At 65.6% G+C, this 21238-nt stretch carries 17 protein-coding genes; 6 read left to right on the top strand and 11 right to left on the bottom strand.

Going from position 1 to position 21238, the window contains the following annotated elements; translation table 11 throughout:
- Window positions 1-8: 8 nt before the first annotated feature.
- From ACHAA3_RS08620 to ACHAA3_RS08640, 5 genes are all read right to left on the bottom strand, one after another.
- The gene (locus ACHAA3_RS08620; RefSeq protein WP_435708575.1) at window positions 9-806 is read right to left on the bottom strand and encodes a hypothetical protein; all 798 of its coding nucleotides are present in this window, start codon (window positions 804-806) and stop codon (window positions 9-11) included.
- Between the two features lie 438 nt (window positions 807-1244).
- Window positions 1245-1904: a hypothetical protein gene (locus tag ACHAA3_RS08625; RefSeq protein WP_435708576.1), complete on the bottom strand. Its 660-nt coding sequence runs from the start codon at window positions 1902-1904 to the stop codon at window positions 1245-1247.
- A 1146-nt stretch (window positions 1905-3050) separates the two neighbouring features.
- On the bottom strand, window positions 3051-4790 hold the full coding sequence (locus ACHAA3_RS08630; protein WP_435708577.1) for an ATP-dependent nuclease: 1740 nt from the start codon (window positions 4788-4790) through the stop codon (window positions 3051-3053).
- 219 nt (window positions 4791-5009) lie between these two features.
- On the bottom strand, window positions 5010-7124 hold the full coding sequence (locus ACHAA3_RS08635; protein WP_435708578.1) for a family 16 glycosylhydrolase: 2115 nt from the start codon (window positions 7122-7124) through the stop codon (window positions 5010-5012).
- Window positions 7121-7978, bottom strand: a complete 858-nt coding sequence (locus tag ACHAA3_RS08640; RefSeq protein ID WP_435708579.1) for a glycosyltransferase family 32 protein — start codon at window positions 7976-7978, stop codon at window positions 7121-7123. The genes ACHAA3_RS08635 and ACHAA3_RS08640 overlap by 4 nt, the downstream gene beginning before the upstream one ends.
- Before the next feature lie 438 nt (window positions 7979-8416).
- Here ACHAA3_RS08640 and ACHAA3_RS08645 point away from each other — a divergent pair, with 438 nt between their 5' ends.
- The gene (locus tag ACHAA3_RS08645) at window positions 8417-8932 is read left to right on the top strand and encodes a GIY-YIG nuclease family protein (protein WP_435708580.1); all 516 of its coding nucleotides are present in this window, start codon (window positions 8417-8419) and stop codon (window positions 8930-8932) included.
- A 411-nt stretch (window positions 8933-9343) separates the two neighbouring features.
- Here ACHAA3_RS08645 and ACHAA3_RS08650 read toward each other — a convergent pair whose 3' ends face one another.
- Genes ACHAA3_RS08650 through ACHAA3_RS08660 form a run of 3 tightly spaced genes read right to left on the bottom strand, consistent with a single transcriptional unit; the run spans window position 9344 to window position 12788 of the window.
- Window positions 9344-10975: a long-chain-fatty-acid--CoA ligase gene (locus tag ACHAA3_RS08650; protein WP_435708581.1), complete on the bottom strand. Its 1632-nt coding sequence runs from the start codon at window positions 10973-10975 to the stop codon at window positions 9344-9346.
- Complete coding sequence (locus ACHAA3_RS08655; protein ID WP_435708582.1) at window positions 10972-12021, bottom strand: NAD(P)H-dependent amine dehydrogenase family protein; 1050 nt, start codon at window positions 12019-12021, stop codon at window positions 10972-10974. Before ACHAA3_RS08655 ends, ACHAA3_RS08650 begins: the two co-directional genes overlap by 4 nt.
- Complete coding sequence (locus ACHAA3_RS08660; protein ID WP_435708583.1) at window positions 12018-12788, bottom strand: SDR family oxidoreductase; 771 nt, start codon at window positions 12786-12788, stop codon at window positions 12018-12020. Before ACHAA3_RS08660 ends, ACHAA3_RS08655 begins: the two co-directional genes overlap by 4 nt.
- Window positions 12789-12898: 110 nt before the next feature.
- Here ACHAA3_RS08660 and ACHAA3_RS08665 point away from each other — a divergent pair, with 110 nt between their 5' ends.
- Window positions 12899-14635: an AMP-binding protein gene (locus ACHAA3_RS08665; protein ID WP_435708584.1), complete on the top strand. Its 1737-nt coding sequence runs from the start codon at window positions 12899-12901 to the stop codon at window positions 14633-14635.
- A complete protein-coding gene (locus ACHAA3_RS08670) occupies window positions 14632-15039 on the top strand; it encodes a nuclear transport factor 2 family protein (protein ID WP_435708585.1) in 408 nt (135 codons plus the stop codon). The genes ACHAA3_RS08665 and ACHAA3_RS08670 overlap by 4 nt, the downstream gene beginning before the upstream one ends.
- Window positions 15040-15160: 121 nt before the next feature.
- On the opposite strand, the gene ACHAA3_RS08675 is transcribed toward ACHAA3_RS08670, so the two are convergent.
- Genes ACHAA3_RS08675 through ACHAA3_RS08685 form a run of 3 tightly spaced genes read right to left on the bottom strand, consistent with a single transcriptional unit; the run spans window position 15161 to window position 17810 of the window.
- On the bottom strand, window positions 15161-16024 hold the full coding sequence (locus ACHAA3_RS08675) for an enoyl-CoA hydratase-related protein (protein WP_435708639.1): 864 nt from the start codon (window positions 16022-16024) through the stop codon (window positions 15161-15163).
- 5 nt (window positions 16025-16029) lie between these two features.
- A complete protein-coding gene (locus tag ACHAA3_RS08680; RefSeq protein WP_435708586.1) occupies window positions 16030-16998 on the bottom strand; it encodes an NAD(P)H-dependent flavin oxidoreductase in 969 nt (322 codons plus the stop codon).
- A complete protein-coding gene (locus ACHAA3_RS08685) occupies window positions 16995-17810 on the bottom strand; it encodes an enoyl-CoA hydratase-related protein (RefSeq protein WP_435708587.1) in 816 nt (271 codons plus the stop codon). Before ACHAA3_RS08685 ends, ACHAA3_RS08680 begins: the two co-directional genes overlap by 4 nt.
- A 215-nt stretch (window positions 17811-18025) precedes the next feature.
- Here ACHAA3_RS08685 and ACHAA3_RS08690 point away from each other — a divergent pair, with 215 nt between their 5' ends.
- From ACHAA3_RS08690 to ACHAA3_RS08700, 3 genes are read left to right on the top strand one after another with little or no spacing between them, the layout of a single operon-like run.
- Window positions 18026-19744 (top strand): class I adenylate-forming enzyme family protein, encoded by a 1719-nt coding sequence (locus ACHAA3_RS08690; protein WP_435708588.1) that lies wholly within the window; start codon window positions 18026-18028, stop codon window positions 19742-19744.
- The gene (locus ACHAA3_RS08695) at window positions 19741-20445 is read left to right on the top strand and encodes a VOC family protein (protein WP_435708589.1); all 705 of its coding nucleotides are present in this window, start codon (window positions 19741-19743) and stop codon (window positions 20443-20445) included. Before ACHAA3_RS08690 ends, ACHAA3_RS08695 begins: the two co-directional genes overlap by 4 nt.
- Window positions 20442-21224, top strand: coding sequence for an enoyl-CoA hydratase/isomerase family protein (locus ACHAA3_RS08700; RefSeq protein ID WP_435708590.1), 783 nt, complete (start codon window positions 20442-20444; stop codon window positions 21222-21224). The genes ACHAA3_RS08695 and ACHAA3_RS08700 overlap by 4 nt, the downstream gene beginning before the upstream one ends.
- Window positions 21225-21238: the final 14 nt, after the last annotated feature.

Consider the following 21238-nt stretch of genomic DNA (forward strand, 5'->3'; position numbering starts at 1 on the left):
CGACTGGACTATCCGAGCACCGTAAAGGGCACATGGCAGACGGAGATGTGGTTCGGTTCCGCCTGAGAGTCTGCGCTGCCGGGTTGTTGGCTACTCACTACATTCGCGAGACTTGCTGATAGATCTCCGTCCCCGGCCAGCACGTATCGATCTGGGGTTGTGGAGTTCCTGTCCGGAACGTATAGGAACCGCGGTCGGTCGCGCAGAGACTCGGTGAACGCACGGCGCTGTCCTTGCCGTTCTTCGTCGCGCGCCTGGCGCAGTTGCTCGAGACGCTCACGCAGGCGCGCGCGTATCGCATCCGGCACCGGTCCGTCGAGGAGGAACACGCTTGGAAGCGTGGCCGACCCGCAGTCGCGGAACTGCTTCCAGAACGCTTGCCATCGCCAGTGGCTCGCGGGAACGGTCTTGAGAGTTGCATGCTTCTGACCCACGGCTGGCGCGACGTGCGACAGGAGAGCGCTGGCCGTGCAGACCACAGTCCAAGCACCGAACCAACGATGAGCCGCCCGCTTGTACGCGAGATCCGCTCGGCGTTCGATGCCGAGCCACGAAGATGACGCCAGATCGCCAGTCCATGGCGGCACCGGGAATGTGTAGTACACCGGCGCGACTGACGAGACGTACTTGAGCAGCTGCGCGATATCGATGGTCACAACATGTGAACCGTCTGCTTGAAGTTCTGGGACCTTGGCCTCCAGGAGCAGGGCCTTTCCGGGCAGAGTGCCCAGGTCCTCAACTCGGATGTCCTCGCCCGTGGTTGGCCACCAAAGGCCGCCGAGCGGGAAGCGATGCGCCACATACATGCTCGCCCAATGCTCAAAAGTCTTCTCTGGTATTGACCTAACCACCGGGACTCCAATCAATGCGTATCGCCTGTCAAGTCATTCTTGCCCGACTTGGAACTCCAGCGCTCCCAAACCTCAGTGGGCTGCTTTGAGATCTCCGATGATGGGACTCAGCCGCCGTCGCGTTCACTCAAGGTCTCCAGCTCACGGTAGCCACCACCCAAGGTGGGGACTCCGAGACCTTGAGAAGCGACTCAAAGACGGTCGCGTGGTTCCTGAAAGCGGTGCTTGGGGCTACTTAAGGGCAGCGACGGTCGCGGACGACGCCGCTGCTGCTGGGCAATCGTTCAAGGTGGGGCCTTACGGCCCTGATGGCAGTCACCAGTCGATCCTGGTGCGCAAGCCGGACGAGGAAAGGGTGTTCACTGACGTGGGTATCGCTGACTTGACATCGAGTCAGTACGGTTCGTGAGCCTCGGTGCACTCAGGATCGTTCCACGTGTTGAGGACCTCGGAGACGTGGACCCACTCCCATTCGGCTCCTCGCCACCCGGTTACCGGGTCCCAGTGGAGGGTGAGCGCGGGTAGCCACCGTGGCGTTATCCAGAGGTGGGTGATCTCGGGGTCCAGCTGGGGCGGCGGGAGCTGGTCAACGCCGTCGGGTGTTGCGTTCCGGAGCCACTCGAAGACGGGGTCGTTTTCGCTGTCGACTGTCAGGACGGCATGCCGCTCGGGGCCACCAAACTCCTTCAGCTTCTTGGACACGTCCGCGTACCCGGGGCGGGCGAGGACGGCGCAGGCTGCGGCTACGACGCGGCGGCCGTCGGCGACGGGTCGCCCTCCACCGGACCCGACCGTGAACCGGACCTCACCGGGCGCGAACCTGTCGGACGGCGCGATGAACTCGTACTGCTCAGTTCTGCTTGGTACCAGGTCGCGCTTGGCGGGGTCTTCGAGGTCACGCAACGTGTTCTCGAGCCATGTTAGGTCATTGACTCTTGCCTTGGACGTCAGCGAAACCCAGTAGCCGTACTGGAGGCCGACGAACTGCTTGCGCCGACCGAACTTCTCCAGCGCATTGGCGAGTTGATTCTCCGCCTTGTTCGGGTCGGACACGATCTCGAGCGGAACACCACCAGCGCGGTGAATGACAGCGTCGGGGAGGCTCTTGCCACGACGGTCGTCGTAGGAGCAGACACGTACGCCGAGGGTCTTCTCGACGATGAACCGGGCGATGGTCTCGTCGCCGTTCTCTCCATGGTTTCCGACTGCGCGTGGCGACACCGAGTTCTCCGTTCGTCTCTGTCTGCAATGCAGACACTCACGGCTATGGTGCCTGGTTCGAGCAGGTTCCCGGTCGAACTCATCTGTCGCGTGAGTGCGGATCGACCTGAGTCATACCACCGCGTTCCGGGTCGCCGAGATGAGCAGCCATCCCGACGCCTGAGTTACATCCCCGCGGAGAGTTCCGCTGCGGCAGACTCTGTCTATGGCCGACACGAAAATGACGAAGAGTTCGGGCGAGCACTGGGTGTGCTCGGTGCTATCGCAGCATGGCTGGGGTGCCGCGCTCACCCGTGACGGGCTCGAACGGACTGACATTCTTGCCGTGCACACAGCCGCCCGCGGCCGTCCGATGATTGAGGTGCAAGTCAAATCTCTCAACGACGTCGGGCTGAGTTCGAGTTGGCCACTTGGGACGAAGTCACAGAGCCCTTCTCAATCGGACCGTGAATGGTTTGTACTTGTCCTGCTTGGCAGGGTGCCGGGAGACCGCCCACGGTCCTTCGTCGTACCACACGATCACGTGGCCGCCGCGGCCTGGATTCGGCACATGGACTGGCTCACAGAGCCGGGAGTCGCTGCTGGCAAGAGGAACGTGGGGCCTGATCGATCTCGTGTCGAAGTTGCCGCGTTCGAGCGGTACGAAGACCGTTGGGATCTTCTCCTCGGATCGGCAAGTACTGCGCCGATCCTGCTCCCCCCTGACTTCTGGGAACTCGCCCAAGATCCCAGAGTTGGCCTGCCACCGGGACACCCCTGGCGTACCAATCTTCCCGCTGCATGGGACTGATCGGCAGTCGCGCGTCGTGCCCGCGTCAATCCACCGCAAGCGATCGTAGCGTCTTCGTATCGACGGCAGGCGACGGCAGATTCATGGCAGTGCACTACTGATTGTTAGCGTCCTAGTCGCTCGCGCGTGCACGTGAGAACACGGATGCGGCCGGCTCTACTGACGAGACCGAAGAACAACCCCAATAGTCACGAAATGTTGCTGCCAGCCCCAGCCGTCATTAGACCCCTCACGTGACTCAGGGCCGCAGGTTTGCGATGAGCCCCGGACGCAAGCGCTGCGGGCAACCAATCCGGCCCTTTAGAGACACCTAAGTCAGGGGCGAATTGCTCCAACGCGCCCGCCCTAACTGTGACGATGCGACATGCGTCGAGGGAATCCAACAGGCTCCGACCCGCGACAGCCTCGTGCCCTTTGAAGGCGAGCTCCCCGAACTCCTTCAGAGGAGCCCACGGACTGTCAGCAGCTCGCGTCAACTCTCGAAACTCCTGTTGGATCTGTTTGTCCCAGAGTGCCTTCGGATCCTCTAAAAGCTTCTTCTCCAGCAGTCCCCTGACTGCTTCCACAACCGTGCTCACAGAAACCTGGTCCCGCGGTTGCCTAAAAGAAGCGGTTGCGATCTGGTACGTGACGGCGAGGGATTCCCAGTCAGCTCCGAGCGCAAGGACGAGTTTCCGCAAAGTGCCCTCATTGTTGAGCACATCGAGGTCCGGGCTCACAACTACCGGGACGGCCACAGCTTGAAGAGATCGCGCGAGCTTGAAAAGGTTCTGCTTCCCGTTTGACGGCACAAACAGCACATCTGACGTTCTTGGCCACCGGTTTGGCTCAACCTCATTGAGAGCATCAAGCGAAGCCTGGTAGAAACGGCAGTCCTGATCGCCTTCCGCGAGTACTACAACACGGTGGAACAGGCCATCGAGGATATTGCTGTATCGGAGGACCGGATCGCTCCAAACGTCGCGGAGTTCGTCGACCTCAAGCTGGTGCACCGTGGTCGAGGATCCCACGCGGTTCAGACGTACGACCGAGAGGTCGGTTTCAGAACTCAGAAGACCGGCGAGAATATTACGGTCGTGAGTCGCCACAAAGACCTGTGTCCCGATGTCACTTGCGGTCTCGCCAATCAACTCTCCGATTGCCCGAGCCTGTGGAGGGTGAAGGTAGGCCTCCGGCTCGTCGATAAGCAGAACTGGGTATGTGCTCGTCATGAGGGTCATGAGCATGCTGACGACTCTCTGCATGCCGTCCCCTTGTTCACTAAGAAGGGGCAGAAGGCTTAAGGCCTCCGTGTAGGCCTGTTTGTCTCCAAGAAGCGTGGGCTCTGGGACGTGGGTTGCACCGAGCCGTAAGACTCTGTTGCTTCCTGTGTTGTCAACGGTGATTGGCTGACCGAAAATTCTCACCATTGCGTCATTCAATTTCGCGCGGCGATCGGGATGGTCCTCCAGAACGTGCAGCGGGTGGGACGGAGCTTCGAGCGCCGAACTTCGCATGGCCACACCTTGGTGTTGTTCATGTTGAACTTGCAACGAAAAGTGCTGGCCCCACGGCTGATGAGCAGCTGGCCATTGAGAGACCATGTCGTCAGTCAAACCAGAGCTTCGGCCAGTCCAAGTGGTCCGCCCCTCCACGAAGTGAGCAGGTCGATTCAAATCAAGCCAGGCACGCAGGGCTTGCGGAGCGCCTTCATGCGCAGTCTCGACCTCGCGAATGAGACGAAATCCCCCAGGAAAGCCGTACGTGGGCTCGGGATTCGTCATCAGCCAGGAGACTTGGCGCAAGAATGTTGACTTCCCGCAGTTGTTCCCGCCCACAACCGCAGTCACACCGTTAGCCGGCGGTTTGACGACGACGTCGTTCTGGATCGAAATCTGGTCTACGCGGTAGGCGAAGAGGTCTGCCCGGGACGATTCGATCTCAGCCACGGCACCAAGGTACTCATGCGGGGGGCACCTCAGAGGCAACCGCACGCCTCACCCGTTAAGGAGCTTTGAAACTGGCCGTCCGGGTTGGACGCAGCGCGTTTGTTCGATGGCCTGCGAGCGCTTCATTCCACCGCATTCCGGCTGCCCGTCTGAACTCGGTCGTAGGGAGGGCGGTTCAGCGCAGACGGCCCGTATCTACGCGGCCGCTTCAGGGAGCGATCAGTGTCTTCCAGCAACGATCTCAATCGATCGAACGCTCACATGTCCGGGAAGGTGACTGGGATCGAGCTTGCCGGCAAACTCGGCCGACCTGGAGTGCCAAACGTTCAGGTTAAACTCGAGCGCCCCATCAGGAATCGGAGTGGGCGACCACTGGTGCCGCTCATAGACCACCAATCCATCGACCTTCCATCGGATGCGCTCAGGCTGCCAGTCGATCTCGTAGAGATGGAATTCGTCTGCGGCGTCAAAGCCAAGGGAGATTTCAGTAGGAGTTCCGCGATACCCGTACTCGAGTTTGGAGCCCTCAGGACCGGGGTTGTAGAAGACATTCACGAGCATTGTCGAGGTATCCCGACCAAGGAACTCGATGTCGATCTCTTGGCGTGGTCCGTTCCGATGCAGAAACAGCCCGGTGATAAGACCTGCTCCCTTCGCCGGTCGCAGTTCAGCTGAGAAAGTGCCGTAGCGGTAGCTGACGTGACTGGCTACGGCAGCGGCCGTGAAATCGCGAACGATGGCCGGCTCCCGCCGGATCGTAAGATCGAGCCCGTCGACACCTGTGACGACGTTGTCTGACGAGAACAGTGCAAGGTTGCTCGGGAAAGTGTCGTTCCGCAGTCGCCAGACGCTCGGATGGAGTTCTTCGCCCAAACTCCACTTGACCGATGCCGACGGACCTAACGGATCGCTGCGAGGTGTAACCCTTACGCCAGACCATGAATCCGGTACCCGAGAGAGGATCCACGGGGAGACATCGGACTTGAGGTCGCGGGAGGGCGGCAGGTCATCAGGTGTGTGGCCATCGAAGGACACCTCCCGCTGACCGACGTCGCCTTCAGTCGGATACCTGAACGCCGGGTACTCGATACTGAGGAACTCACTCAGCGCGTTCCACTTGTCCTCAACCTCAGGCCTGAGGTTGAGGACGCGACTGCTTGGCAGTCGATCGGTAGCGTCGGGGCTCGTCAGCACGAAGAGCGCCCGAGGACTTGCTTGCGCGATGACACAAGCTGCATCCATGTCGAGTGGCGCGACGTTGACGTACGCGTTGAACATCCTTCGTCGGTCACCACGTCGCAGCGCGGTTACCTCGTCAGCTGGCATTGCATCGGCGTCGCTCAAACAGGTGTATCCAACCATCGAGAGAGCCGTTGCCAATGAAGTGAGTCCTGATCCTGGCTTCCCGACTCCGATCACAGGCCCCGGCAGTTTCCGAGACGGAGGAAGTGCGGCCTTCCCATCGTTGATGATTCCGACTTGCGAGAGCACCGGCAGGACCGAGTACGAGTTCGATGACGGCTCATCAATTCGTTGCTCGATGAGCGGTCGACCAGACGTGTAGGTCCTAGTTGTTTCGAACTGCAGGTTCAGCCAAAGGTCGATGGGCCCGAAAGCCGGCAAACGGTCCAGCAACTCCTGAGCAGCAGTGCGCGTAAGCACGTACGCGGCCGCTTCCCACACGCCAGGCTTGGTCCTGCGAACCGGTTGATTAAACCTCTGAGTCATGGAGGCGTCCACGTTCTTGTAAGCCAAGAACAGCAGGTCGAACCCGAACCCATCTTCTGACTCGAACAGGTAGTCCCACGTGGCCCGTAACCGCCGCGCGAAGCCCCGGGTCATCACGACATCGTCTTCGAGGATCAACGCCGCAGCATCACTACCCGTCGCCATTCGTCGCCAAGCTTCGATGTGTGACAGGGCGACCGCGACTTCTTGGTTCGTCATCTCGATGATGTGCGCGCGACTCTGGTCGTCGATCGCCAGGAGAGGGTTTGGATCGACGGTCAACTGATCCGCCAGCGTGAAGGCCGGACGCAGAACCGCCGGGTCCAGCGGACCAGACATGTAACGAGCGTCAACCGCCGAGATGCGTCGGACGAAGGCGGTCAGTCGTTGGCCGTCCCCGCCGTAAAAGCGATCAAGTTCGCGCCGAAGCCGACGCCAACGGTCGGGTTTCCGGTCCAAGTTGATGACGTAGATCCTGCTGAGTGATCTGGCGGCTTTCTCCCCCGAGAAGGTCGTCACCTGTCGCTGCGGGTCAAGCAGGCGCGTACGGACTCGAACACGGTGGGCGAACCGGTCCTTGAACTCCGCGAAGGTGATTGTGTTCATGTGAGCTTCACCCAGTTGCGCCAGTTTCGATCGTCTGCGCGATATTCAAGCGGCCACACGCTGCGAGCTACGGAACCCCAGTTGCGGAGCAGTCCGAAGTCTCGACCGAGCGCTTGTGCGTTTAGGTGCAGTGTCTGCTCGACTAGGCAGGCCGAAAGGTTACCCGGTCCGGTCAGCGACTGAACATCACTCGAGGTATCGCGGAACAGCAGCACCTGGTCGGTCGCGCGACTGAGCGCTAGCACGATCAGCGGGTGGGCGGCCGGACCGACGATCGGGTTGTTGTTGACGTAGAAGATGCGACCCGGGTCCAGTCCTAGGGGGGCGACTTCGAACGGATCGAGCATTGAGTCGCTGGCGATGTCGTAGCAGAGCGGCTGCAGCCATAGCCGGGGTCGCGGTGGAGGAATCGCAGACACATCGCCGACGAGTTGGTCGTCTGCATCGACGTAGATCCCTCCGAGCACGGCTATGAAACAGAGTCGAAAGTAGTCGGCTCTCATCGCCGGGTGCCCGCATGAAAGGAACGCGGACAGGTGTCGCGGTGTCAGGTGAATCGCTATGAAGTCCGCCGCTGAATCGTCGCCGAAAATCACGCGCTCAAATCCTGCCGCTTCAACTGGGCCCCAGGAATCGATGCACTCCTGAACATCTGCAGGTACCCCAGTCAAATCATCCCAGAACTGCAGGAACGCGCGTGAGATCGGCTCTGGGTAGGCTGAGCCAGGCAAGCCATCGGATGGGTCATTACCGGCTTCAGTCGCGATCAGCAACCGGATGAACTCGGACCGAAGCGCGTCGTCCGTGGCGGCATCCTCAGATGGGGCGCTCGTCGCCTGTAGGTCGTCGGTCATCCCTGTCGCTCCTATATTCGTCGGGCCGGGCAGCGAGAGGCTCGGTGTACGCTCCTCGCCACCACGGGAGGGTCGCACAGATGTCGCCTTGCCGGGCCGAGGACAGAAATTGTCGGTCGCGAAAGCTTTCCAACCTGGCCGGACAGATCCCCGAGATCAGATTTCGATCGCGCTGCTCACCTGGCTCGGACCCAGCCGGCGACTGGATTGAAGTCCTAGGACGCGGAGATCTCCGCGGTCAGCTAAGACATGATGGACAACTACTGTTTCTGCGTCATACGACCGCGAACGACCGCGCTAGGCAGGCCCGCCAATCGACACCGAATCAAGTTCTCGCTGCCATCGATATCGGTCGCCGACCTAGCGGTGCACACCGGGCAAGTCACAATCACGGTCGAGACGTTGTTGGCGTCACATCATTCGACGTAGCGTTCAAGGATGCTGATTGGTGCCTACGGGCGTTTCTGGGATGCCGACAAGGTTGATTGGTCGAAGGCCTCACTGCTGGGCAAACGAGGGAAGTCGCGGAAGACCATGAATGTCGTCGACTTCGGCGCAGCACGAGGCGTCTATGTTCTCTACGACGATCTCGGGATCTACTACGCCGGTCTATGTCGAGGGCGAAATGGCCTTGGCGGACGTTTGAAGGACCACTTGAAAGACCATCACCGCGATAAGTGGACGAGGTTCTCGTGGTTCTCCTTTGATTCTCCAGACTTTGAAAGTGACCCTGATGGTCGAGGCATCTACTCGGTGGCTCTTTGGGAAGGTATCGAGGGTGCCGGAGCCAACGACGTGGTCGAGGACCTGGAGGCGCTCCTGATCGCCGCTATGAGACCTTTCGCCAATAAGCGCAATCCAAAGTTCGGGGACGCTGAGGAGTGGGAGCAGGTGGCCGAAAAGTCCTCCGACGTGCAGCTCTTCGATGACATCAAGCACCTCCTGTCGCCGTGATTAGCCCTCAACCTGCGCGAGCGGACAATTGGTCCCGGCGTGCCAGCGACAACGAGTCTTCACCGGTTGAGAATGCCGGCTGAGTGCACCTTCTAGCTGCCAGACTCTGGGATCTCCCCGACGCGGTCAAGCGGTTTGCGACGTGGGCTCAGCGGTGGACGGTACCTCTCCTGAGTACTCGCGCTCCCGACAGTTCTTCAGGATCTACGGGCTCTTGACGGAGGCGATTCCATACATCGACACGTCGGCGTCGAGGATGTGCGGCGCTGGGGTCGGCTAGTAGTAGTCGCTGACAGGCACGTCGCCCGCCGATCGGCGGACGACTCGTAGATGGCCGGCGATGATGACCATCGGCCGATGACTATTCGCTTGGCAGCCGTCCTGAGGCTTTTAGAACGTCGGATGCGCGAGTCAAGAGAAGCGCGAGCGCAACTCTGTCTTCAGCAGCTTCCCGCTGGCGTTCAGCGGCAGCGCGTCAACGAACGCGACTCCCACTGGGCACTTGTAGTGGGCCATTTGCTCGCGCGCGTAGGCGATCAGATCGGCCTCGGTGACCTCGACGCTAGGCGCCTTGACGACCACCGCATAAGGCGACTCGCCCCATCTTTCGGAAGGGACACCGATGACGGCGGCCTGGGCGACGGCGGGGTGCTCGGTGAGGACGCTCTCGATCTCGGCGGGGTACACGTTCTCGCCGCCGGACACGATCATGTCCTTGATGCGGTCGTGCAGGTACAGATAGCCGTCGGCGTCCAGGGAGCCGCCGTCGCCGGTGCGCAGCCAGCCGTCGTCGGTGATCGTGCTGGCACTGGCCTCCTCGTTGCGCCAGTAGCGGCGCATCACGTGCGAGCCGCCGATCCAGACCTCGCCGCGCTCGCCGACCGGTGTGTCCTCCAGCGTCGCCGGGTCGACGATGCGCACCGGGATGCCGCCCATCGGCCGGCCCACCGACATCAGCCGGTGCTCGGTCTCGGGTGTGGGGTGGTGGTCCTCGGGCGTCAGCATCGTGACGCCGCCGGTCGACTCGGTCAGGCCGTAGCTCTGCAGGAACTTGCAGCCCATCAGCTCGGTCGCCTCGCGCAGCACCGACTTGGGCATGGGGGCCGCGCCGTAGACCATGTACTTCAGCGCCGACCAGTCGCCGGCCTTCGCTTCGGGCGTCGCGATGAGGAACTGGATCACCGTCGGCACCGCGACCGCGTGGGTGACGCGGTCCTCCTGCAGGATCTGCGCCAGCTCGGCCGGCGTCGTCGGGTTGCGCAGCAGCAGCGCCGCGCCGTTGACGTTCGCCACCAGTGCCAGGCCAAGGCCCGTCACGTGGAAGAACGGCACCGGCGCCAGCGCCACCGCCGATGTGTCCAACTCGAGCTCGTAGTGCATCGGGGCGATGGCCTTGCCGAGGTTGGCGCCGGTCAGCTCGATGCCCTTGGGGCGCCCGGTCGTGCCGGACGTGTAGAACATCAGCGCCGTGTCGTCGGTGTCGCGCGCGAAGCCGGGGTCCTCGTCGCTGACGCCGGCCAGCCACTCGTCCCACGACGTGCTGTCGGCGCCCTCGTCGACGGTCACCACCGTGTGCACGGTCGGCATCGCCTTCGCGGCTGCGGCCAACCGTTCCTCGCCGCGCCCCAGCACCACGACCGCCGGCTCGCTGTTGCCCAGGATGTACTCGATCTCGGGCACCGCGAGGCGGAAGTTCAGGGCCGTGGGGATCGCGCCCATCTTCGATGCGCCGTACATGACCGCGAGGAACGACGGCGCGTTCTCGCCGATGTAGGCCACCCGGTCGCCGGGCTGCACTCCGTCGCGCACCAGCGCTTGACCGACCTGGCTGGCCTGGCTGTCGAGCTCGGCGAACGTCGTGACCCGCTCAGGCTGGATGATCGCCGGCAGGTCGGGCGTCGCCGCTGCACGTTGGCGCGTCACGTCCTCGAGCCGCTGCACCTGCGTGCCGTCGGGGAACAGGGCGTAGTCCGGATCGGTGTAGGTCGACGGCACCGGGACCTCCACCTGGCCCTGCTGCTTGACATTGGCCTGCTCGCTCATGAGTCCATCCTGAAGGGTGCGAAGACGGGGGGTTCGAAGATTCCGGCCGGTGCGTCGACCACGGCCTCGATGGCCCGCAGCGCGGGCCCCGCGGTCACGTACTGACCGGCTGTGGTGCGGCTGCCCGGCTCATTGGGCTCGACCATGTTGAGGGTCACGATCATCTCGGGCTTGCCGCGAAAGTGGATGGTCCACTCGTCGCGACCCGCGTACTCGGGCCGGTCGGGCTCCATGGTCCAGATGATGGCGAGGGTGAGGAACGGCTTGCCGTCCACCATCGCGTGCCAGCGCCACTCGGTGCTGGCGACCGTGCCCTCGGCGATGTGGCCGGCGGCGACCTCGAGGTCGCGGGTGGCCGGACGCACCACGTGGTCGGGCTTGACCTCGTCGTACGTCACGCCCATGCGCTCGCACATGAACGCGATGGTCTCCAGGTACAGCGACGCGTAGAGCGTGGGGAGCGGGCCCGAGCCGTCCAGCTCGGCCGGATCGGAGCCCATGCCCATCACGGTGAAGGCGAAGTCGGGGTCGGGCATCTTGCGGGCGTCGAGGACCTCGTCGATCGTGATGGAGTCCAGCTCCATGCTGGCGCCGGTGAGGCCCAGGGCGAGTCGCTCGCCGATGATGCCGGGGCTCACGCCGATTCCGAACAGCGTGCTGTTGCCCTCGTGGCAGGCATCGAGGAACATCTGCTCACGCTCGGAGCCGTGGGCGCGGGGGAAGTGCTGACCGGCCGTGGTGATGACGTTGATGCCGGCGCGCAGCAGGGTGAGGAGGTCCTGGTCGTGCTTCTCGTACGGCACCTGCAGGCGCGGCGCGTGCATGACGACCTGCGGCCTGGTGGCGATCAGGTCGTCGAGATCGCGGGTGGCGATGACGCCGGTGGTGTCGCGGCGGGCGATGTCGCCGGCGTCGCGGCCCACCTTCTTGTCGCCGTAGACGTACAGGCCCACCAGCTCGAGGCCGGGACGGTCGATGACGCCGCGCAGGATGGTCTTGCCCACCGCGCCGGTCGCCCACTGGGCGACCCGGATGGGGGCGCTCATGCCTTGGTGGTCAGGTCGGACAGGAACAGCAGCTTGCCGAGGCCGGTCTCGTAGCGGACCGGGTCGAGGGCCATCCGCGCCCGCGACTCGAACGCCATGCGGTCGGTGTCGCAGGTCCACTCGCCGCGCTCCATGGCGCGCAGGCCTGCTTTCGCGATGTCGCGGGGGTCCTCCTTCTTGCCGTCGACGTGCTCGGCCATGCGGGTGTCGACCGAGCCGACGATCAGCGACGTGCAGGTGATGTGGTCGGGGCCGAGTTCGGCGCGGGTGATGCCGCCGAGGTAGAGGGCGGCGGCCTTGCTGGGGGAGTAGCCACCCATGAAGGCGGTGGGTGCGATCGCCGCGACCGACAGCACGTTGACGATGCTGCCGCCCCCGTTACCGGCGATGACCGGGGCGAAGGCGCGGGTGGTGGCCAGCGGGGCGAAGTAGTTGACCTCCATCTCGCGGCGGGCCGCGTCGGGGTCGTCGCACTTCACCAGGCGGTCGTTGGCGTGCAGGCCGGCGTTGTTGATCAGCACGGTGGCGTCGGTGCAGCGCGCGGCAGCCGCGGCGATGTCCTCGGCGCTGGTGACCTCGAGCTGCACGATCTCGGCACCGGTCTCGCGCAGCTCGTCGGTGACGTCGGCGACGTCGCGCACGCCGGCATAGACCTTGGTGGCCCCGCGGCTCAGCGCCTCGCGCACGAAGCCCAGCCCGATGCCGCGATTGGCGCCCGTGACGACGACGACGGACCCCTCGACGCGGGCCCCCTTCAGCTGACTCATGGCTGTGCTCCTGTCGTGATGCGCTGGCGTGCGAGCGTTGACGACTCGCTCTGTTTACTGTAGTAATGTGTATCACACTGTTAACTGAAGTGTCACGAAGTGGAGCGCACATGGCAATGGCACGAGGACTGCATCCGGCCGACAAGGTCGCCGACTACACGTCGAAGGGCTGGTGGACCGACGAGACCGTCGACCAGCTGTTCGCCCACCAGGTCGCGACCCGCGGTGACGAGCTCGCCGTCGTCGATCCGGCCAACCGCGAGGCGCTGACCGGCACGGCCCCGCGCCGGCTGACGTGGAACGACGTCGACGCCGAGTCGATCGCGCTGGCGGATCGCCTGCTCGACCTCGGCCTGCGCCGCGGCGACGTGCTCGGCGTGCAGATCCCCAACACCATCGAGCTGGTCGAGGTGTACGTCGCCGCCTGGATGGTCGGCATCGTCATCTCGCCGCTGCCCATGCAGTACCGCGAGCGCGAGATCGTCGGCATGGCCAACCAGGCCGAGTTCGCAGCGTTCGTCACGGTGCCGCGGTTCGGCGGTCGCTCGCCGGTGGCCGAGGTGGCCGAGGCCCGCGAGCAGATGCCGTCGCTGCAGCACGTCATCGCGTTCGGGCCCGACGAGGAGGTCGCGGGCGGCATGCCCGGCGGCGTGCTGCACCTGGCGCCGACCGCGGCGTCGACCGAGCAGCGCGAGCGCGTCGCCGCCCAGATGGCCGCCGACCCCAACGACCCCAACGACTGCCTCACCATCTGCTGGACGTCGGGCACCGAGAGCGAGCCCAAGGGTGTGCCGCGCTGCCACTACGACTGGATCGCGGTCAGCTGGGCCACCGTCGAGCTGCCCGACATCACCGCCGACGACGTGCTGCTCAACCCGTTCCCCATGGTCAACATGGCCGGCATCAACGGCATGTTCCTGCCGTGGCTGCGCTCCGGCGCCGTGCTGGTGCAGCACCACCCGTTCGACCTGCCGACCTTCCTGCGCCAGATCGCCGAGGAGAAGGTCACCTACACCGTCGCGCCGCCTGCGCTGCTGTGGACGCTGCTGCACAACGAGGATCTGCTGGCCATGACCGACCTGACCAGCCTCACCCGGCTCGGCTCCGGCTCGGTGCCGCTGCAGCCGGTGATGGTGCGCGGCTGGCAGGAGAAGTTCGGTATCGGGGTCATCAACTTCTTCGGATCCAACGAGGGCATCGGTCTTCTGTCGAGCCCCGAGGACTTCCCCGATCCCGACGAGCGCGCTCAGTTCTTTCCTCGCTACGGCACGCCCGGCGTCACGTGGTCGGGCCGGATCTCCGAATGGATGAAGGTGCGTCTGGTCGACGTGATCACCGGCGAGGACATCACCGAGGCCGGTCGCAGCGGCGAGCTGCGGATCGCCGGGCCGTCGGTGTTCGCGGGCTATCTCAACGGCGAGCAGCGGCCCAGCCCGTTCGACGAACAGGGGTACCTCAAGACCGGCGACCTGTTCGAGATCGCGGGCGATCAGAACCAGTTCCTGCACTACCTCGACCGTGCCAAGGACCTGATCATCCGTGGCGGCATGAACATCGCCCCGGTCGAGCTCGAGGGCCTGGTCGGCGACCATCCCGATGTCGTCGACGTGGCCGTCATCGGTGATCCCGACGAGATGCTCGGGGAGCGCATCGCCGCGGTCGTGACGCTGGCCCCCGGTGCGACGCTGACGCTCGAGGAGCTGGTCGAGTTCCTGCGCGCCAAGAAGATCGCCTCGTTCAAGCTGCCCGAACGGCTGGAGGTGCGTGACGAGATGCCGCGCAATCCAGTCGGCAAGATCCTCAAGCGCGAGTTGCGGCTCGCCCCGACAGAAGGACAGAACGCATGAGCATGACCGACACGGAGAAGCTGGACCTCGCCCACGAGATGTTCGCGGCCTGGGACGCGCTCGACTGGGACAGGGTCGTGGAGATGTTCGCCGACGACGGCGTGCTGCACAGCGTCATGCAGGAGCCGGTGGTCGGACGCGACGCGATCGCCGAGCGGATGGCGATCCTGGGATCGAAGGCCGAGCGCCTCACGTTGCACGTCAAGGCGCTGGGCGTCATCGACGGTCGCGTGTTCGCCGAACGCGTCGACGACTTCGACTTCGACGGCCACCACGGCGAGGTGCCGGTCGTCGGTATCTTGCGCATGGACGGCGGCAAGGTCACCGAGTGGCTCGAGTACTACGACCGGCCCACCCTCCTCGCGGGCATGGGCGTCACTCCAGACGCCGACTTCGGGCACTGAGCGTCTTGCCCGCCCGGCGGCGGTGAGCCTGCGAGCCATCAGAGTGCTTGATGCGACGCAGACTCGCCGCCCAACCGCGCGATAGACCGCTAAGTCACCGCCCTCCACGGGGGCGCGCCGCTCAGAAGTCGGGTTCGGTGGACCAGGGGTAGGACGGGGGCGCGTCGTCGGGGAGGCGGCCGGGAAATTGTGGCGCGCGCTTCTCGAGGAACGACGTGATGCCCTCGACGACGTCGGGGCTGCTGCCCAGCTCGAAGTTGAGGCGCGAGTCGACGCGATGGGCGTCCATGGGGTGGGTCGACGCGCCGAACTGCCACAGCATCTGGCGGATCATGCCCACGGCGACCGGCGAGGTGTTCTCGGCGATCTCGCGAGCCAGCGCGTAGGCGGCCGGCAACAAGTCGTCGGGGGCGTGGACGCTGCGCACGAGACCGGCTTCCTTCGCCTCGACCGCGGACACCATGCGGCCGGTGTACATCCACTCGGCCGCCGTGCTGATACCGACCTTGCGCGGCAGGAACCAGGTGGAGCACGCCTCGGGCACGATGCCGCGCTTGGCGAACACGAACCCGAAGCGGGCGGACTCCGAGGCCAGGACCATGTCCATGGGCAGCAGCATGGTCGCGCCCAGGCCGGCGGCCACGCCGTTGACCGCGCCGATGATCGGCTTGGTGGAGCGGTAGGCGGCCAGTGCGATGAGTCCGCCGGTGTCGCGATAGTCCTCGACGTCGTCGCCCCAGCCCCGGTCCTGCGCGTCGAGGGCGTTGGAACCTCCGGAGACGTCGGCGCCGGCGCAGTAGGCGCGACCGCGGCCGGTCACCACGACCACCCGCACGTCGGGATCGGCGTCGGTGGCGGTGAAGACGTCGATCAGCTCGTGCACCATCTCGGTGGTGATCGCGTTCATCTGCTCGGGCCGGTTCAGCTCGACCGTCGCGATGTGGTCGGAAACGGTGCAGACGAGGAACTCGTAGTCGTAGGCCATGGCGCTCACACTGCCGACATCGTCAGGCCGGCGAACCGCCGGGCCGCAGTCCGGTACTCGGTGTCGAGGCGGTCGACCACGTCGGCGACTGGTTCGATCGCGTGAATGGTCTGCAGGCCCTGGCCGGCCGCCCAGATGTCCTTCCAGCGCTTGTTGCCTCCGCCGGTCGAGTCGTAGTTGCGCGCGGCGGGCGCGGCCAGCTCGTCAGGATCCATGCCGTTGGCGATCAGGCTGGGGCGCAACCACGACGCGTCGGTGCCGGTGACGCCTGAGCTGACGATCAGGTCCTCGGTGCCCTGGTCGACCACCATCTGCTTGTAGGCCTCGGGGGCGAGGCTCTCGGTGGTCGGCAGGAACCGCGTGCCCATGTAGACGAGGTCGGCGCCCGCCGCGATGGCACCGGCCACGCCGTAGCCGTCGCTGATGCCACCGCCGATCGTGATGATGCCGTCGAAGAACTCGCGCACCGCCGACACGAAGGCGAATGGGGACAGGTGTCCGGTGTGGCCGCCGGCTCCGGTGGACACGCACGCCAGGCCGTCGACGCCGAGCGCAGCCGCCTTGCGGGCCAGCTTGAGGTTCACCACGTCGGCGATCACGATGCCGCCGTAGCCCTTGACCACCTCCATGACCGGCGCGGGCGAGCCGAGCGCGGTGATCACGATCGGCGGCTGGTGCTGCGCGACGATCTCGAGGTCGTCGGCCAGGCGGGTGTTGGTGCTGTGGGTGACCAGGTTGACGGCCCACGGCGCGACCACGGCCGAGGGGTCCTCGGCGCGAGTCGAGGCGAGTCGGTCGGTGATGGTGCCCATCCAGGTGTCCAGCTCGTCGGCCGTGCGGCAGTTGGGGGCCGGGAAGGCGCCGATGACGCCGGAGGTGCACGCGGCGATCACCAGGTCGGGTCCGGAGATCAGGAACATCGGGGCCGCCACGACGGGCAGGCGCAGCTGGGAGGGGACGGTGGGTGTGGTCATGGCTGCTCTCTGGTGGTGGGAACGCGAGCGGCGAGCCCGGTGAACTGGGGAGCGCGGCGCTCCATGAAGCTGGAGACGCCCTCGGCGAGATCGGGTGCGGACAGGAAGTCGTCGATCACCTCGTCGACGGCCTCGACCGACTGGGCGAAGGAGCGTTCGCGGGTGGTCCACAGCTGGTGCTTGATGAGGGCCATCGAGGTGGGGGAGCACCGGGTCGCGATGTCGGTGGCGATCTCGAGGGCGCGATCAAGCGGCGCGTCCGCGCACTCGGTCACGACCCCCAGACGCAACGCCTCGACGCCGTCGAAGGTGCGGCCGGTGAGCAGCAGCTCGTGTGCCGTGGCGGCCCCGGCGATCCGGTCCAGCAGCCACTCGCCGCCGTGCATGGCCGGCAGTCCGCGACGCGCGAATGCTGTGGAGAGTCGGGCGCCGGGGGCGGCGACGCGGATGTCGCACATCAACGCCTGCACCAGGCCGATGCCGGCGCAGGGCCCGTCGATGGCCGCGATCATCGGCTTGGGCACCAGGCTCGGGAACCACTCCGGCTGCTCGATGTCGTCCGCGAGCGGATTGGTGGTGCCGGTCTCGGTGTACGTGGTGAGTGCCGCGGTGTCGGCGCCGGGGCAGAACGCACCACCGGCACCGGTCAGCACGATGGCCCGGACCTCCGGATCGCCCGCGGCGTCCTCGATGGACGCGTAGTACGCCGCCTGCATGCCCACGGTCCAGGCGTTCTTGCGCTCGGGCCGGTTGAGCGTGATGACGGTGACGCCGCCCTCGCGGCGGACCAGGACCGGGTCGTCCTCACCCATGTGCGTGCACCGCCCGACCCTCGTGGCCGCCGTCCGGGCCAATTCGACAGCACCCTACTACAGTGACTTGCTATTTAGTAGTGTTGATGATGGAGGAGTAAGAATTCAACGCATACGGCCATTTACTGGGTCAATGGTGACTGTCGCTCTAGTAGTTTCGCTGGTACTCGCCTAGCCTGAGCGAACACCTGAGCACTCATGGAGGTCTCCTGCACATGCGCCTGTTTCCCGAGGTCGAGGCTGCGCGGTTCCGCCGTGACGGCTGGTGGAGTGGCCGCACCTGGACCGATCTGCTGGACGAGCACCGAGAGGGCCGCCCGGATCACGCGTCCTTGCTCGACCCGCCCAACCGTTCGACCTTCCTGGACGGTGAGCCGCGGCGCTGGACGTGGGCCGAGGTGGGCGACCAGGTCGACCGACTCTCACGCGTGCTGTTCGCGCACGGGGTGCGGCGCGATGTCGTGGTCGGCGTGCAGCTGCCCAACTGCGTGGAGCTGCCGGTGGCGCTGCTGGCGGTCGCCCGCCTGGGTGCGATCGTCACGCCGTTCCCTGTCCAGTACCGGCGCCACGAGCTCGCCGGGATGGGCGCGGCCGCCGCGCTCCAGGTCTTCGTCACCGCCCACCGGGCGATGGGGCGCGACATGGCCGCCGACGTCGCGGCGCTGACCGCGGATGTCCACTCCCTGCGCAGCGTGCTCGCGATCGGCCCGGGGTCGTCACCGGGAGTGGAGGCGATCGACGAGGCACTGGCCGCCGCCGACACCGACTCCGCCGAGCTGACCGCCTACCTCGAGGACCTCGTCCGCGACGCGAACGACTGCGTGACGCTGGTCTGGACATCGGGGACCGAGGGCGTGCCCAAGGGGGTGCCGCGCGCCTACGGCGACTGGGAAGTGCTGTCGCGGGCCTGTGCCCAGGCCCCTCGGCTGACCAGCGACGACGTGCTGCTCAACCCGTTCCCCATGGTCAACGGCGGCGGCCTCGCCGGCATGTTCCTGCCCTGGCTGACCCTCGGCACCACCCTGGCCCAGCACCAGCCGTTCGATCTCGACGTCTTCATCGGTCAGGTCGAGGACGAGCGGGTCACCTACACGTGCGCGCCGCCGATGGTGCTCGACACCCTCGTGGCCGACGAATCCACGTTCACGCGCCGGGACCTGTCGAGCTTGCGCGCCGTGGGCTCGGGGTCCGCCCCGCTGTCGGGCTGGATGATCAGCCGTTGGGAGCGCGACCACGGCATCGAGGTGCTCAACCTGTTCGGCTCCAACGAGGGAGGCGTGCTGTTCGGTGATCCCGAGACGGTACCCGAGCCGAACGACCGGGGTCGGTTCTTCCCGCGGTACGGAGTTCCCGGCATGCAGTACCGGACCGATGTCGCGCACGTCATGCAGGCGCGACTCGTCGACCTGGCCGACGGCAGCGAGATCACCGAGCCCGGTCGCCCCGGCGAGCTGAGGCTCAAGGGACCCACCATCTTCGCCGGGTACTGGAACCGCGGTCGGCACGGCTTCGACGACGACGGCTGGTTCTGCACGGGTGACGTCTTCGAGATCGGCACCGACAACCCCGACTTCCTGACGCACGTCGACCGGGCCAAGGACCTCATCATCCGCGGCGGCTTCAAGATCTCGGCCGCCGAGCTGGAGGGACTGGTCATCGCCGACGCCCTCGTCAGCGAGGTGGCCGCCGTGGCCATGCCCGACGACCGGCTCGGAGAGCGGGTGTGCCTGTTCGTGGTGGCCCGCGACCCGGCTGCTCCGCCGACCCTGGAGGGCGTGATCGATCGGCTGTCGGCCGCGGGGGTCGCGAAGTTCAAGTGGCCCGAGCGGCTCGAGCTCGTGGACGCGCTACCGCGCAACCCGATCGGCAAGATCCTCAAGCGCGAGCTGCGCACGCGCCTCGCCCCCGTCCCCGTCCCCCAGGAGATCTCATGACCGCCGTTCCCTGCATCCGCCAAGTCGTCCTGCTGGTGCCCGACCTCGAGCAGGCGCTGGCCGAGACCCGCGAGGCCTTCGGCTTCACCTCCGGCACCCGCGACCCCGAGTCGATGGCAGAGCTCGGGTTCGAGCACGAGGTCTGCTCGTTCGGCGACACGTTCCTCGAGCTGTGCGCCCCGCTGGCCGCCGATTCCGGCCCGGGTCGACTCGTCGATCGCAAGGGTGCGCTCGGCTACATGCTCGTGGTGCAGGTCGCGGACCTGCAGGCGGCCACCGACCGGGCTGCCGCACTGGAGATCGCTCCGCTGTTCGCCCAGGACTTCGAGGGCAACCGCATCTCGCAGTGGCACCCCAAGGCGCTCGGCACTCTCGCCGAGCTCGACCAGGTCGAGCCGCAGGACAGCTGGCACTTCGCGCCGCGGATCTTCGACGCGTCGTGCACGGAGGTCGCGCGCGACATCGTGGGGGCCGACCTCGCCGTTCCCGATCCCGAGGCGATGGCCCGCACCTGGTCCCAGGTGCTCGACGTCCCGCTGGCCGATCCCACGACGCTGCCGCTGCAGGACACCATCGTGCGGTTCGTTCGCTCCTCCGTGGAGTCGACCGGGCTGGTCGCCGTGGACGTCGCGGCCGCGGATCCTGCGCGGGTCGGTGACTCGGTGCGTCTTGGCGGGGTCGACTTCCGGTTCGTCGCATGAGCGAGTTCATCGGCTGTGACGTGACCGATGGGCTGGCCGTGATCACCATCGATCGGCCGCAGAAGCGCAACGCCCTCAGCTACGCGATGCTGGCGGCGATCCGAGAGCACGTGCTGGCAGCCGCCGATGATCCGGCGGTCGCGGCGATCGTGCTCACCGGCGTGCCAGGACAGTTCTGTGCCGGCACCGACCTGACCGAGCTGCACGACGTGGAACCGGGCACCAACGCCCAGGACCGCAGCCAGCACACCGACGGCCAGCACTGGTTCCTGCACGACTGCCCCAAGCCGGTCATCGCCGCGATCGACGGACCGGCCGCGGGTCTCGGGGTCGAGCTGGCCACGCAGTGTGACTTTCGGATCGCGTCGACCGGCGCCCGGTTCTCGTGGATCTTCGTGCAGCGCGGGCTGATCCCCGACACGGGTGCCGGTACGTGGTTGCTGCCGCAGCTGGTGGGCCTGCAGATGGCGAAACGACTGGTGTACTCCGGCGACTTCATCGACGCCGAACAGGCGCGGGAGATCGGGTTCGTGCTCGACGTCGTCGAGCCCGATGACCTGTTGGTCGCTGCCCGCTCGCTGGCGGCGAGCGTGTCGAGCGGCTCTCCGTTCGCCGTGGCTCACGCCAAGCGACTGATCAACGCCTCGTCGGCGAAGTCGCGCGACGAGCACCTCGTCGACCACGTCGCGGCGATGACCGAATGCCAGCTGTCCGACGACCATCGCGAAGGCGTTGCGGCATTCCTGGACAAGCGCCCCGCGGTGTTCACCGGACGGTGACGATGCTCGCCGGG

Source organism: Aeromicrobium sp. CF3.5, assembly GCF_051262695.1.
Taxonomy (GTDB): Bacteria; Actinomycetota; Actinomycetes; order Propionibacteriales; family Nocardioidaceae; genus Aeromicrobium.

What these genes read in the sequence shown, in the direction of transcription:
- ACHAA3_RS08620 (WP_435708575.1), bottom strand. Translation starts at nt 806, where the DNA reads ATGTATGTGGCGCATCGCTTCCCGCTCGGCGGCCTTTGGTGGCCAACC.
- ACHAA3_RS08635 (WP_435708578.1), bottom strand. Translation starts at nt 7,124, where the DNA reads ATGAACACAATCACCTTCGCGGAGTTCAAGGACCGGTTCGCCCACCGT.
- ACHAA3_RS08640 (WP_435708579.1), bottom strand. Translation starts at nt 7,978, where the DNA reads ATGACCGACGACCTACAGGCGACGAGCGCCCCATCTGAGGATGCCGCC.
- ACHAA3_RS08645 (WP_435708580.1), top strand. Translation starts at nt 8,417, where the DNA reads ATGCTGATTGGTGCCTACGGGCGTTTCTGGGATGCCGACAAGGTTGAT.
- ACHAA3_RS08650 (WP_435708581.1), bottom strand. Translation starts at nt 10,975, where the DNA reads ATGAGCGAGCAGGCCAATGTCAAGCAGCAGGGCCAGGTGGAGGTCCCG.
- ACHAA3_RS08655 (WP_435708582.1), bottom strand. Translation starts at nt 12,021, where the DNA reads ATGAGCGCCCCCATCCGGGTCGCCCAGTGGGCGACCGGCGCGGTGGGC.
- ACHAA3_RS08660 (WP_435708583.1), bottom strand. Translation starts at nt 12,788, where the DNA reads ATGAGTCAGCTGAAGGGGGCCCGCGTCGAGGGGTCCGTCGTCGTCGTC.
- ACHAA3_RS08665 (WP_435708584.1), top strand. Translation starts at nt 12,899, where the DNA reads ATGGCAATGGCACGAGGACTGCATCCGGCCGACAAGGTCGCCGACTAC.
- ACHAA3_RS08670 (WP_435708585.1), top strand. Translation starts at nt 14,632, where the DNA reads ATGAGCATGACCGACACGGAGAAGCTGGACCTCGCCCACGAGATGTTC.
- ACHAA3_RS08675 (WP_435708639.1), bottom strand. Translation starts at nt 16,024, where the DNA reads ATGGCCTACGACTACGAGTTCCTCGTCTGCACCGTTTCCGACCACATC.
- ACHAA3_RS08680 (WP_435708586.1), bottom strand. Translation starts at nt 16,998, where the DNA reads ATGACCACACCCACCGTCCCCTCCCAGCTGCGCCTGCCCGTCGTGGCG.
- ACHAA3_RS08685 (WP_435708587.1), bottom strand. Translation starts at nt 17,810, where the DNA reads ATGGGTGAGGACGACCCGGTCCTGGTCCGCCGCGAGGGCGGCGTCACC.
- ACHAA3_RS08690 (WP_435708588.1), top strand. Translation starts at nt 18,026, where the DNA reads ATGCGCCTGTTTCCCGAGGTCGAGGCTGCGCGGTTCCGCCGTGACGGC.
- ACHAA3_RS08695 (WP_435708589.1), top strand. Translation starts at nt 19,741, where the DNA reads ATGACCGCCGTTCCCTGCATCCGCCAAGTCGTCCTGCTGGTGCCCGAC.
- ACHAA3_RS08700 (WP_435708590.1), top strand. Translation starts at nt 20,442, where the DNA reads ATGAGCGAGTTCATCGGCTGTGACGTGACCGATGGGCTGGCCGTGATC.